At 72.1% G+C, this 12,084-nt stretch carries 10 protein-coding genes; 4 read left to right on the forward strand and 6 right to left on the reverse strand.

Features of this window, described 5'->3' with window-relative positions:
* Nucleotides 1-15: 15 nt before the first annotated feature.
* The 3 genes from ACIP6U_RS13675 to ACIP6U_RS13685 form a co-directional block, all read right to left on the reverse strand.
* On the reverse strand, nucleotides 16-1,653 hold the full coding sequence (locus ACIP6U_RS13675) for a transporter (RefSeq protein WP_401716076.1): 1,638 nt from the start codon (nucleotides 1,651-1,653) through the stop codon (nucleotides 16-18).
* Complete coding sequence (locus tag ACIP6U_RS13680) at nucleotides 1,650-2,420, reverse strand: ABC transporter ATP-binding protein (protein ID WP_401716079.1); 771 nt, start codon at nucleotides 2,418-2,420, stop codon at nucleotides 1,650-1,652. The genes ACIP6U_RS13675 and ACIP6U_RS13680 overlap by 4 nt, the downstream gene beginning before the upstream one ends.
* Before the next feature lie 82 nt (nucleotides 2,421-2,502).
* Complete coding sequence (locus ACIP6U_RS13685) at nucleotides 2,503-3,165, reverse strand: bifunctional DNA primase/polymerase (protein ID WP_401716082.1); 663 nt, start codon at nucleotides 3,163-3,165, stop codon at nucleotides 2,503-2,505.
* A gap of 256 nt (nucleotides 3,166-3,421) precedes the next feature.
* Here ACIP6U_RS13685 and ACIP6U_RS13690 point away from each other — a divergent pair, with 256 nt between their 5' ends.
* Both ACIP6U_RS13690 and ACIP6U_RS13695 read left to right on the forward strand, forming a co-directional pair.
* Nucleotides 3,422-4,807, forward strand: a complete 1,386-nt coding sequence (locus ACIP6U_RS13690; RefSeq protein WP_401716085.1) for a transcriptional regulator — start codon at nucleotides 3,422-3,424, stop codon at nucleotides 4,805-4,807.
* 221 nt (nucleotides 4,808-5,028) lie between these two features.
* Nucleotides 5,029-7,044 (forward strand): hypothetical protein, encoded by a 2,016-nt coding sequence (locus tag ACIP6U_RS13695; RefSeq protein ID WP_401716087.1) that lies wholly within the window; start codon nucleotides 5,029-5,031, stop codon nucleotides 7,042-7,044.
* A gap of 20 nt (nucleotides 7,045-7,064) precedes the next feature.
* On the opposite strand, the gene ACIP6U_RS13700 is transcribed toward ACIP6U_RS13695, so the two are convergent.
* Nucleotides 7,065-8,369 (reverse strand): ABC transporter substrate-binding protein, encoded by a 1,305-nt coding sequence (locus ACIP6U_RS13700; protein WP_401716089.1) that lies wholly within the window; start codon nucleotides 8,367-8,369, stop codon nucleotides 7,065-7,067.
* Nucleotides 8,370-8,486: 117 nt separating this feature from the next.
* On the opposite strand from ACIP6U_RS13700, the gene ACIP6U_RS13705 reads away from it, so the two are divergent.
* Nucleotides 8,487-8,987, forward strand: a complete 501-nt coding sequence (locus tag ACIP6U_RS13705) for a hypothetical protein (protein WP_124004006.1) — start codon at nucleotides 8,487-8,489, stop codon at nucleotides 8,985-8,987.
* Between the two features lie 47 nt (nucleotides 8,988-9,034).
* Nucleotides 9,035-9,946, forward strand: coding sequence for a formyltetrahydrofolate deformylase (purU, locus tag ACIP6U_RS13710; protein WP_401716092.1), 912 nt, complete (start codon nucleotides 9,035-9,037; stop codon nucleotides 9,944-9,946).
* 135 nt (nucleotides 9,947-10,081) lie between these two features.
* Here purU and ACIP6U_RS13715 read toward each other — a convergent pair whose 3' ends face one another.
* Both ACIP6U_RS13715 and ACIP6U_RS13720 read right to left on the reverse strand, forming a co-directional pair.
* Nucleotides 10,082-11,422 carry a zf-HC2 domain-containing protein gene (locus ACIP6U_RS13715; protein ID WP_401716095.1) on the reverse strand — a complete coding sequence of 447 codons (1,341 nt, stop codon included), beginning with the start codon at nucleotides 11,420-11,422 and terminating at the stop codon, nucleotides 10,082-10,084.
* Complete coding sequence (locus tag ACIP6U_RS13720; protein ID WP_401716098.1) at nucleotides 11,419-12,000, reverse strand: sigma-70 family RNA polymerase sigma factor; 582 nt, start codon at nucleotides 11,998-12,000, stop codon at nucleotides 11,419-11,421. Before ACIP6U_RS13720 ends, ACIP6U_RS13715 begins: the two co-directional genes overlap by 4 nt.
* Nucleotides 12,001-12,084: the final 84 nt, after the last annotated feature.

Genomic DNA, 12,084 nt, shown 5'->3' on the forward strand with positions numbered 1-12,084 from the left:
AGCGTCAGCCCCCGTTCACCCCTTGCTCACCGCCGACAGGATCTCCGGCAGCCGGGCCGCCGTCCGCGGAGCCGCAAGGCGCAGCCCCGACCACGTGAGACCGGCTCCGTAGACCGCTCCCAGGGGCAGCAGGACCCAGCTCCACCGGTCACCGCCCTCGATCACGTTCAGGGTGATGGTCGCGACGATGACGGGGGCGCACAGCAGGGCCGAGGCGATCATGCCGCCGAAGATGGAGATCCAGGCGATGCTGGACTGGCCGGGGGCCACGTTCTTGTAGCCGTCCTGCGGGATGGAGTACGGGAACCGGGCCGAGGTCCACGCGCCGGTCGCCAGCATCGCGCCGAGCAGCGCGAAGGACAGGCCCAGCACCTCGGGCAGCCGCGCCCAGTCGCCGAGCATCGCGGTCGTCACGACGGTCACGAGCGTGGCGTACGGCAGGGTGATCACCAGCAGGGCCAGCGCCCGGGCGCGCAGTTCCTCGTACGCGTCGCGCGCGGAGGAGATGGTCGTCGCGACCATCCAGAACGCGGACGTGTCCTGCCCGAACTGGTTGTACATCTGGATGCCGAGCATCCCCGCCGCGAAGCAGGCGAAGTAGATCGAGCCGGTGCCCTGGAGCGCGTTGAAGACCGGCACGATCAGCCCGATCGCCAGCGAAGTCACCCACGCCGCCTTGGTCTTGGGGTCCCGCCACACGTACCGCAGACTGCGCTCCATGACCGTCCCGGTGCGCCCGGCGGGCAGCAGCCGGGCGAGGCCGCCGGAGCCGGTGCGGTCGCGGGCGACGGGCTCGGCGGACTGGAGGGTGGAGCCGTCGGGCGCGGTCATCAGCCGGGTCAGATGGCGCGACCAGACCCCGAGCAGCAGCACCAACGCGGCGACACTGAGCGCGAGTTGGGCGGCCGCGATCCCGTACGAACCCTCGCTCACCGAGTCCACCGCGCCGATCGCCGACGCCGGCGGCACCCACCGCAGCACGTCGGCCACCGGGTCGAGCTGCGCGAGCCCGGACGAACCGAGGCGCTGCGCACCGAAGTTGACCAACTGCGCCCCGATCGCGATGACCAGCCCGCTCAGCACCGCCAGATCCCGGCCCTTGCGGCTGGTCAGCAGCCGGATGTTGGCGACGGCCACGGTCCGCGCGAGGGCCACGCACACCAGCAGCGCGAGGCAGAGGGCGAACACCCCGACGACGTAGGCCGCCGCGCCGTGCGCGACCGCGATCACCGAGCCGGCCAGCAGGCAGAGCGTGAACAGCGGCCCGATGCCGACCAGGGAGGCCGCGAGGAGCGCCCGCACCAACGGCCGGGGCCGCAGCGGCAGCATCACGAGCCGGGTCGGGTCGAGGGTCTCGTCGCCGCCGGGGAAGAACAGCGGCATCACCGCCCAGCCCAGCGCCAGTACGGCGATCAGCAGCACGACCAGCGACTCGGCGTGCGCGTGCCCGCGCAGCGCGATCAGTCCGAGCAGTTGCAGCGCCCCGAAGAGCAGCACGACGACGGCGGACGCGATGTACGCGGCCCGCCGCCCACCGGACTGCCGCAGCCCGTTGCGCAGCAGGGACAGCTTCAGCCGGACGAAGACGGGCGTGATGTCGGCCGGTACGAGGGGGCCCTGTGCGCGCGGGGCCGGTGCGAGTGGCGCCGTCATCGCGCCCCGCCCCCCAGCCAGTCGAGGTCGGATCCCGTGTCCCGGCCGCCCGCGCCGACGAGTTCGAGGAACGCCTCCTGCAACGAGGGGGCGTCGCCGCGGACCTCGGCGAGGGTGCCGTGGGCCCGGATGCGGCCGGCGGCCATCACGGCCACCCAGTCGCACAGGGACTCGACCAGCTCCATGACGTGGGAGGAGAAGACCACGGTGGCGCCGGAGCCGGTGTACCGCTCCAGGACCTGGCGGATGGTCTGCGCGGAGACCGGGTCGACGCCCTCGAACGGCTCGTCGAGAAAGAGCACTTCGGGGTTGTGGAGGAGCGCGGCGGCGAGCCCGATCTTCTTGCGCATACCGGTCGAGTAGTCGACGACGAGCTTGTGCTGGGCCCCGGCCAGGTCGAGCACGTCGAGGAGTTGCGTGGCCCGCTTGTCCACCTCACCACCGGGCAGCCCCCGCAACCGCCCGCTGTACGCCAGCAGTTCCCGCCCCGACAGCCGCTCGAACAACCGCAATCCTTCGGGCAGCACCCCGATGCGCGCTTTGACGGCCACGGGGTCGCGCCAGACGTCGTGCCCACCGACCTCGACGACCCCGTGATCGGGCCTGAGCAGCCCGGTCACCATGGAGAGCGTGGTGGTCTTCCCGGCTCCATTGGGCCCGACCAGCCCGATGAACTTCCCGGCAGGCAACTCAAGATCGATCCCGGCGACGGCGATCTGTTGCCCGAACCTTTTCCAGAGCCCTTCAACGCGTACGGCAGACGTCATGGCAGAACCCTACGGCCAGGCGTCCGACCCAAAGGGGCGCGGGGAACTGCGCGACCAGCCCCACAGACCCGCAGCCGCCGAACTACCGATCCCGCCCACACGCATAGGCGAGCGGCGACGCCAGTTCCTCGGCATCAGGCAGCCACCGATTGGCCGCAGTCGGCCGGCAGGCCCACTGCACAGCGCCCCGGGACCCGAACCGCGTGGGCGGCGCGGCCACATACGCCCCTTCTCCGAGCACCGTCAGATCAAGAGACGAGGGAGACCAGCCGAGCTTGCGCACCAGTTCCGGGAACTTCACCGACGCACCCGGCAGAACAAAGAACCGCATCCGACGATCGGGCGTCAACGTGACAGGACCCAGCGTCAACTCCATGCGCTCCATGCGGGCCAGCGCGAGGAACCCCGCCGTCTCCGGGACGGACACCGCGTCGAAGGTCCGCCCCGTGGGCAGCAGGATCGAAGCCGTCGGCTGCTTCTGCCACATCCGCCGGGCGACGGTCGCGCTGCCCGTCGCCTGCGTCGCCCAGTCCTCACGCGCCGGATGCGCGCCGGGGGCGGCGCACGCGGCGTCGCCGCAGGAGCAGCGCTGCACCCCGTCGACGGCTTCCAGCCAGGTGCCGGGGAAGACGTCCCAGTGGCGCTCCTCGGCGTAGCGTACGGCGGTCTCCAGCAGCGATTCCCCGCGCTGCTTCGGAATCTGAGCGGCTTCGGTGCCCGCGATCGTCTCTTCCACGGTGAACACAACTCCCGCACCCACCTGGAGTTACGGGCGTAGCGCGCGCGGGGGAGGGGCATCGATTCCGCAACTGGGGCGCATGGATGCACGTGAGGGGGCGCGCGGGAGGAACCGCGGCGTGGGCTGGGTAGCCAGGAGTGGGGGGTCGGCTGATGCCTTTACCCCGGCAATCCTCGCATGTCTCGCATTGTCGGTATGTCCGCGGGGCATTGATCTTCACGGCCGGATCTTTTCGCTCCAGAGGTTCGCAGGGGGTTACGCCATGGCCGCAAGGCCTCTCGTCGCGCGACAGCCGAACGAACGGTTGCAGGCGCTCATCCAGGAGGCGGGGTGCTCGAACGCCGGGCTCGCCCGCCGGGTCAACATGTGCGGTGCGGAGCACGGGCTCGACCTGCGCTACGACAAGACGTCCGTCGCCCGCTGGCTGCGCGGACAGCAGCCGCGGGGCCGCGCGCCGGCGATCATCGCGGAGGCGCTGGGCCGCAAGCTCGGCCGTACGGTCACGATCGACGAGATCGGCATGGCCAACGGCAAGAACCTCGCCTCCGGCGTCGGGCTCCAGTTCTCCCCGACCGTCCTGGGCGCCATCGAGCAGGTCTGCGAGCTGTGGCGCAGTGACGTGGGGCGCCGGGACTTCCTGTCCGGCTCCTCGGTCGCCGCGTCCGCGCTGGTCGAGCCCAGCCGCGACTGGCTGATCTCCTCGCCGGACTCGCAGGTGGCCCGCTCGGCGGGACCGCGCGTGGGCCAGTCCGACGTGGCGGCCGTGCGCGCGATGACCCAGGCGCTGGTCGACCTCGACCACCAGTACGGCAGCGGGCATGTGCGCCCGGTCGTCGTGCACTACCTCAACAGCGTCGTCTCCGGCCTGTTGGCCGGGTCGTACCGGGAGGCGGTCGGCCGCGACCTGTTCGCCGCGGTGGCCCGACTGACCGAACTGGCCGGGTACATGGCGATCGACACCGGCCAACCGGGCCTGGCCCAGCGGTACTACATCCAGGCGCTGCGGCTCGCCCAGGCGGCGGGCGACCGCGGCTACGGCGGGTACGTCCTCGCCGCGTCCATGAGCCACCTCGCCGCGCAGCTCGGAAACCCGCGGGAGATCGCGCAGTTGGCGCGGGCGGCGCAGGAGGGGGCGCGTGGTCGGGTGACCCCGCGCGCGGAGGCGATGTTCCACGCGGCGGAGGCCCGGGGGCACGCGTTGATGGGCGACGCGCGGGCGGCGCAGACGGCGTCCGGGCGGGCGGTCTCGGCGCTGGAGTCGGCGGATGCCGCGTCCGGCGACGACCCGGCGTGGATCACGCACTTCGACGAGGCGTACCTGGCCGACGAGTTGGCGCACTGTCACCGCGACCTCGGCCAGGCCGAGGCGGCGGCCCGGCGCGCGGAGGAGGCGCTGGCCGGGCTTCCCGAGTCGAAGGCACGCCGACGGGCCATCGGATACGTGTTGTTGGCCACCGCGCAGGTGCAGCAGCGGGAGATCGAACAGGCCTGCAACACCGGCCTGAAGGCCGTCGAACTGCTCGAATCCGTCCGCTCCAACCGGGGCGCGGAGTACCTGGAGGACTTCCAGCAGCGCCTGGAGCCGTACCAGGAAGAGCCGGTGGTACGGGAGTTCGGGGCCCGGATGGAGCTGCAGGCGGCGGCGTGAAGGAGGTTGACGCGGGACCGGCCGCTGCGTGAATACGCGGGGAACGGCCGGTTGACGCGCAGGAGCGAGCAGCGGGTGGACAGACGCCACGGCCTGTACAGGTCCGCTGTTAGTGCTGTCACAGGTAAGGAGGTTGAGGCCTGAGCTGCGTGGCACCCGGCTCGGGGGACCCGGTAGCGTGAGCCGATGATTCCGAAGGTCCCCCATTCGTAGGAGTCCCGGTGACGCAGAGTGGACAGGGCGAGGAGCCCTCGGCGCGGCAGCCGCGCGAAGGCATCGTGCTGCCCTCCGACGGCGGAGAGCCCTTGCTCCCGGGCATGGCGGGCAGGGCGACCCCTGTCCCACCGGGCCCACGCGCCGGCTCCTACGGCGGCCGACAGGACGGGACCTACGGCACCCAGCAGGAGGGGCCGGCCTACGGCGCCGCCCAGCAGGACGGCTCCTACGGCGCTCAGCCGGGCGGTTCCTACGGAGCCGAGCCCGGCACGTCGTACGGCGCCCAGTCCGGCGGTTCCTACGGCGGCGATCAGCAGCCCGGCCCGTACGGCGGCCACCAGGGCGGCTCGTACGCCGGTCAGCAGCCCACCGGCCAGTACGGCGACCGCCAGACCGGGGCCTACGGCGCCGAGCCGGGCGGTTCCTACGGCGAGCAGCACGCCGGGACCTACGGTGACCAGCAGAGCGGCCCCTACCCGGGGCAGCAGCCCGGCCCGTACGGCGGTCAGCAGAACGGCTCCTACAGCGGTGGCCAGCAGTCGAACGGGCCGATACCGGCCTCGGCCCCGCCCAGCGGCCAGGCCTGGGGCACGCCCTGGGGCCCCGACCAGCCCCAGCCCCAGCCCCAGCCCCCGGCGCAGGACCAGAGCTGGCCGGCCCCGCCGGACCAGACCTGGGACACCCCCGCCCCGGACGCCTACGGCACCGACGGCTACGGCGCCTCGACCCCGAGCGCGCCCCTGCCGCCGATCGTGAACGGCCCGTACGGCACTCCGGAGCCCGGTTCCGCCGTGGTCCCGTCCGCTCCCGGTGCCTTCGCCTCCCCGCTCCCGCCCGCCGTCGACGAGGGAGCCACCCAGCTCATCCCGCCCGTGCCCGCCGCGGGCGCACCCGGTGGGGACGAGGGCGCCACGCAGTTCATCCCGCCGGTACCCGCCGCGCCCCTGAACAACGAAGGTGCGACCCAGCTCCTGCCCCCGGTGGGGCCCGGCGCGCTGCCGCCCGAGGTGGGCGGGCCCGCGCAGGGTGAGCAGACGCACTTCCTGGGACGGCCGCCGCAGACGGCGGCGCAGGCCGGGCCCGGTCCGTTGCCGCCCGCCGCGGGCCCCGACGCCGAGGCCACGCAGTACATCCCGCCGGTGACCGACCAGCACCCCGGCGCCGCGTACGGCGAGCGGCAGCCGCCCGCCGAGTTCGACAACCTCTTCCGCAGCGGACCCGGCGGCGCGCAGCCCGCGCCGGCAACGCAGCACCTCCCGCGCTTCGCGCAGCCCCAGGCGCAGCCGTACCCGCAGGCCGGCGGTCCGGGTTACGGCCAGCAGCCGCCTCAGAACGGGTACGGGCAGAACAACGGCCACGAGCCGCAGGACTCGGGCCGTGGCGGCGGGCGTTCGCGCTCCCGTGTGCCGCTCATCGCCGCCGTGGGCATCGGCATCGTCGTGCTCGGCGTCGGGGCGGGCGCGCTCCTCGGGGGCGGCGGGAGCGACGACTCCAAGGACAACAACCAGACCGTCTCCGCGACGGCACCCGTGACCGACGACGGCTCCGGCTCACCGGCCGCCGACCCGGCGAAGGCGCAGGCGGTCGCCCTGGACAAGCTGCTGTCCGACAGCGGTGACAGCCGGGCCTCGGTGATCAAGGCCGTCGCCGACGTGAAGAGCTGCGACAACCTGGGCCAGGCCGCCTCGAACCTGCGGGACGCGGCCAAGCAGCGCACCCAGCTGGTCACCCGGCTCTCCGGTCTGTCCGTCGACAAGCTGGCGGACCACAGCGCGCTGACCACCGCGCTCACCCAGGCCTGGCAGGCGTCCGCGTCGGCCGACAACCACTACGCGGCCTGGGCCGACCAGACCGCCGGCAAGAAGGGCTGCCGCAAGGGCCAGGCCCGCTCCACCGGCCAGACGGCGGCGGGCAACCGGGACAGCGGCACCGCCAGCGCCCAGAAGGCCAAGGCCGCGCAGCTGTGGAACGCGATCGCGAAGACGTACGGCCTGACCCAGCGCCAGCCCACCCAGCTGTAGCAACAGGCCGCCCGGGAGGGTCAGTTCACCTCGGCGGTCTGCAGGGTCTTCGTGACGTCGAGGAAACCCTTGCGGGCCGCGACGAGTTGACCCTTGCGGACCACCTGGAGGGTCACGTCGGCGTTGACCATGCGGGAGAAGCCGATCGTGGCGAGCTTCCCCTGGAAGCCCCACTTCAGCGTCGGCGTGAGTCCGCCCGTCTCCACCTCCAGCCCGTTGTTCAGGGCCCGGCGGACGGTTTCCGCGGTCACCTCGCCGCCGTCCAGGGACTCGATGACCGTCTTGAGGACGGTGTACGCGATCCAGGTCGTCTGCACCCCGGCGTCCGCCGCGTCGATGCGGTTGTCACCGAAGGCCTCTTCGCTGATGACCTTCTTCATCGGGTCCCAGAGCCTGTCGGTGGCCGCCGGGTACCAGCCGGTGATGTACGACCCTTCGTACGGACTCGACGCCCCGCCCGACTCGTTGATCACCGTCTGGTCCACGTTGCCGAGCGTGGCCGCGGTGCTCACGGCGGGGTACTGGTCGCGGGCGCGCCGGAAGGAGTCCATGAAGGTGCCGGTCCGGTCCCCGAGCGTGGGTATCACGCACCCCTTCTTCTCGGGGTCGTCGCTCGCCGCTTCCAGGGCCCGCTCGGCCGGCGTCGAGTACTCGGTGGTGTCGTCCGCCGCGCGTAGGTCGATCGCGACCGCGTGCTTGTTCCACGTCAGGCCCGAGTCGAGCATGGGGGCCAGTTCGTCGCCCGCGATGGTGTCGGGCCGCATCAGCACCACGGGACCGCAGCCGGCGGCCAGTTCCTTGCCGAGACCGGCCAGCAGGGCCGGCTGGCCGCCGTTGACCGGGTAGGACAGCGGGCTGGTGAACTCCGAGTTGGTGATGCCGTAGCCGCCTATGTAGGGGATGCCGGCGCCCTCAAGAGTGGGCAGGTAGGAGTCGCCGTACTGGCTGTAGGAGCCGACGACCGCGACGACGTTGCGCTTGACGGCGATCCGGGCGCACTTCGCGGCGGCCACGCTGTCGTTGTGCTCGTTGCAGGTGAGGACCTTGAGCTTGCGGCCGTTGATCCCGCCCTTGGAGTTGATCCAGCGGGCGTAGGCCTGCGCGAAGGCGGGCATGCCGGGCTTGTTGGTCGCCTTCGTGTCCGAGGGCGCCCAGGTCATGACGGTGATCGAGTCGTCCCCGGCCGCGGCGGTGCCGGGGATGACCCCGCAGCCGACGGCGAGCGACGTACACGCGACCAGGGCCCCCGCCGCGCGGGCGGTTCTCGTGCCGGCCCCGGTGAACCTGGGGAGGAAGGTGCTGCGGGTGCGTCGACTGCCGGTCATGTACGCACACGCTTCCGGGACCCCGCCAATGCACGGGTGACCCAGGGTTAGCGATCGGTGACCTGGAGGTGAATTACGGGGGGCGGCGAGGGGCCGCGCGGTAAGAACGTACGATCGGTGACCGTGCAAGGTTCGGAGAACTCTTCCCGTCGCGGCCGTCGCTCATCCACCATGGGCGACATGCCACAGAACGACATGCCGTGGTGGCGCTGGCGCAGCAATGTGCGCTCCGCGCTGCACATGCTCTCCGACCCGGCCTTCCAGCAGAACGTCTGGCTCGCCGGTGTCGACGGATACGGTGACGTCACCGACGCCGTGTACCGCCTGGTCGAGGACACCTGGCTCGACAACTGGTCCGCCGAGAAGTACGTCGGCACGATCTTCCGGGACTCCCAGGAAGCGGCCCTCGTCGACACCGCCGTGCTCCGGGTGCTGCGGATCATGCACCAGGTCGGACCGGACGCCCATGTCTCGGCGTACGTCGAGCACCAGGCCTGGCCGGACGCGGTACGGGCGGCGCGGGACGCGCACGTACGGCTGGCGGTGGCCGACGGCGACGACCCGGACGTACCGCCGCGCACGCTGGAGGTGCTGCGGATCATGACGAGGTCCGCGTAGCGGACGGCTCGGCTGAGGGTTCGGCCAGGTGTGGGACCCTGTCCTGCATGAATGAGCAGTCCAGCCGAGCGACGGTCGCGTCCGAGCAGTACGTCCTCACCCTCTCGTGCCCCGACAAACAGGGCATCGTGCACGCCGTGTCGAGCTATCTCTTCATGACCGGCTGCAACATCGAGGACAGCCAGCAGTTCGGCGACCACGACACGGGTCTGTTCTTCATGCGCGTCCACTTCTCGGCCGAGGCTCCCCCACAGCCGAAAGCGCGGGAGGTACCCCCAGTGACGGTGGACAAACTGCGGGCCAGCTTCGCCGCGATCGGCGACTCCTTCCACATGGACTGGCAGCTCAACCGCGCCGACGAGAAGATGCGCATCGTCCTCATGGTCAGCAAGTTCGGGCACTGCCTAAACGACCTGCTGTTCCGGGCCCGCACGGGAGCCCTGCCGGTGGAGATCGCGGCGGTCGTCTCCAACCACACGGACTTCGCGGAGCTGGTGGGGTCGTACAACATCCCCTTCCACCACATCCCCGTCACCAAGGACACCAAGGCGGACGCGGAGGCGCGGCTGCTGGCGCTGGTGCGTGAGCAGAACGTCGAACTGGTCGTGCTCGCCCGCTATATGCAGGTGCTGTCGGACGACCTCTGCAAGCAGCTCAACGGGCAGATCATCAACATCCACCACTCCTTCCTGCCGAGCTTCAAGGGCGCGAAGCCGTATCACCAGGCGCATGCGCGGGGCGTGAAGCTGATCGGGGCGACGGCGCACTACGTGACCGCGGATCTTGATGAGGGCCCGATCATCGAGCAGGAAGTCGAACGGGTCGGGCACGAGGTGACGCCGGACCAGTTGGTGGCGGTGGGGCGGGATGTGGAGTGCGGTGCGCTGGCGCGGGCGGTCAAGTGGCACGCCGAGCGTCGTATTCTGCTGAACGGCCGGCGGACGGTTGTGTTCGCCTAGGAGCTCGATCCTTCTGGTTCGAGGGCGGCTGCGGGTGTGTGGGGGCGGTTCGCGCAGTTCCCCGCGCCCCTAAAAGGCCTCTTAAGGGGCGCGGGGAACTGCGCGACCAGCCACGAACTACCCGCAGCCGCCCCCCTACATCCGGCTCAACGACGCAGCCGCGAACAACACATCCCTGATCGCCTCACGATCCCCGAGCTGCCCAGCCGCCGCCTCCGCCGGAGGCACGTGCCCCGCCGCGAGGTGGCAGAACTCCACCCCGTCCAACGCGATATGAGCCACTTCCTCCCCGGCGGAGCCCACCGCGGAGCCGAGCGGGCCATCGAGCGGGATCAACCACTCCCCACCCCCCGACCCCTCGATCTCCAACCTCAGCGTCCGACCGACCTTCCCCGCGCCACCCGAGGGACGCCTCGCCGCGAGGGCGACCGGCAGCATCCGCGCCGCAAGGTCGATCATCCGGTTCAGGTGCCGCCCGGACGGCGGCCCGTAGGGATAGTCCACCGCCTCGGCGATGTCCTCCGCGTGGACCCAGCACTCAAACGCCCGGTCGAGCATCGCGTCATGCAGCGGCAGCGAGAAGTCCCCGTAGGAGACGGCGAGTTTGGCCGAGCCGGAGTCGGAGCCGCCCGCGAAGGACACCGTGCGGACCAGGTCGTGGCTCTGCTCCCGCCACGGCGTCCGGACGGACCGCGTGGGCGGGAAGTGCGAGGTCTGCCAGTACGTCTCCGTACGGACCGCCGGCGCCCGCGTGGGCGCCTTCACGTCGGCCAGCGGGTCGTCGAGGCCGAGCGCGAGCGCGACCAGACCGTCGACGGACAGCAGGTGGGCGATGACCCCGGCGACGGTCGTACGACGGCTCGTGGGGTGTTCGCCGTCGAACCAGCGGAGTCGTACGGGCGCGTGCCACTCGGCGTCCCCTATGTCCTGGAGCAGGGCGTCCAGGCGGGCCGTCTCGGCGTCGTACGGGGCCGCCCACTCGGGCACCGGGATGCGCGGCGGGCGCCGGTCCAGGCAGCTCTCCAGGACGCGGGTGCGCAGGGCCGGGTCCAGGTCGAGGCTCTCCGGCGGATGCAGCAGCCCGACCGCCTCGCGCAGCCGCAGCGCCTCCTCGGCGCAGCTTCCGCAGTCGCCGAGGTGCTCCTCGACGGCCACGGCCTCCGCCGCCGAGCACGCGGCCAGTGCCCACGCCCCGAGCAGCGACTTCAGCACGGGGTGCGCCAGGACGAGGGTCGCCGGGACGGGCGGGTTCTCCTCGGCGGACAGGGTCGGCAGCGGCCGCTCGCCGTCCTCGACCGAGGCGCGGGGCGTGGGTATGCGGGGCGCGCGGTCGGGCGAGGAGGACCGGTCGGCGCCGGTGCCGTCGGCCGGGCCACCGGGGCCGTTCCCCCTGGTCGGGCCGCCGCGGCCGGGCTGTCGGTCATCCTCCGGCCGCTCCTCCTCGCTCCCGTCGTCGGAACGGAACGCGTCGCTCACACCGCACCCCCGTACCCGGGCGGAGCCGCGGCCGTGCCGGCGTCGTGGGCGGTGGACAGGAGCTGGAGGCCCAGGCGGAGCCGGCGTCGGGCCTCGTCTTCGGTGACGCCGAGGTCGACGGCGGTCTGGCGGTAGTCCCGGCGCTGGAAGTAGGCGAGGTCCAGGGCGGCCCGCAGCGGGGCGGGCATGGACGTGACGATGTAGTCGGCACGGGCGGCGACGGCGGCGCGGCGCACCTTGCGCTCCAGTTCCTCGGTGGAGCCGCCGCCGTCCTCGGCCAGCGCGGCGGTCTCGGTGGCGCGCAGCCGCTGCACGGCGAGGCGGTGGGTGAGGGCGGCGACCCAGGAGCGCAGGGGGCCCTGCTTGGGGTCGTAGCTCTCGGGGTGTTCCCAGACGTGGGCGAAGACCTCGCGGGTGATGCCGTCGGCCGCGACCTCGTCGCCGAGGACGCGGTGGGCCAGGCCGTGCACGAGGGAGGCGAACCGGTCGTAGAGCTCGCCGAGGGCGGCCGCCTCACCGCGTGCGAGCCGCTGCTGCATCTTGCGGTCCCAGCGGGGCGGTGCGTCCTTCTTCGTCATGCGGCCCCCTCACCTGACCGTGTGTGTGCCCAGCCTGCGTCCACTGTCACCTCGAATGTAGTCGGCACGTCCGAGAGCGCACGC

It is taken from the genome of Streptomyces sp. NPDC088794, from assembly GCF_044750545.1.
In the GTDB taxonomy this organism is placed as follows: Bacteria; Actinomycetota; Actinomycetes; order Streptomycetales; family Streptomycetaceae; genus Streptomyces.

Coding starts and splice junctions, on each gene's coding strand:
- ACIP6U_RS13720 (WP_401716098.1), bottom strand. CDS start 12,000: ATGACGAAGAAGGACGCACCGCCCCGCTGGGACCGCAAGATGCAGCAG.
- ACIP6U_RS13675 (WP_401716076.1), bottom strand. CDS start 1,653: ATGACGGCGCCACTCGCACCGGCCCCGCGCGCACAGGGCCCCCTCGTA.
- ACIP6U_RS13690 (WP_401716085.1), top strand. CDS start 3,422: ATGGCCGCAAGGCCTCTCGTCGCGCGACAGCCGAACGAACGGTTGCAG.
- purU (WP_401716092.1), top strand. CDS start 9,035: ATGAATGAGCAGTCCAGCCGAGCGACGGTCGCGTCCGAGCAGTACGTC.
- ACIP6U_RS13700 (WP_401716089.1), bottom strand. CDS start 8,369: ATGACCGGCAGTCGACGCACCCGCAGCACCTTCCTCCCCAGGTTCACC.
- ACIP6U_RS13680 (WP_401716079.1), bottom strand. CDS start 2,420: ATGACGTCTGCCGTACGCGTTGAAGGGCTCTGGAAAAGGTTCGGGCAA.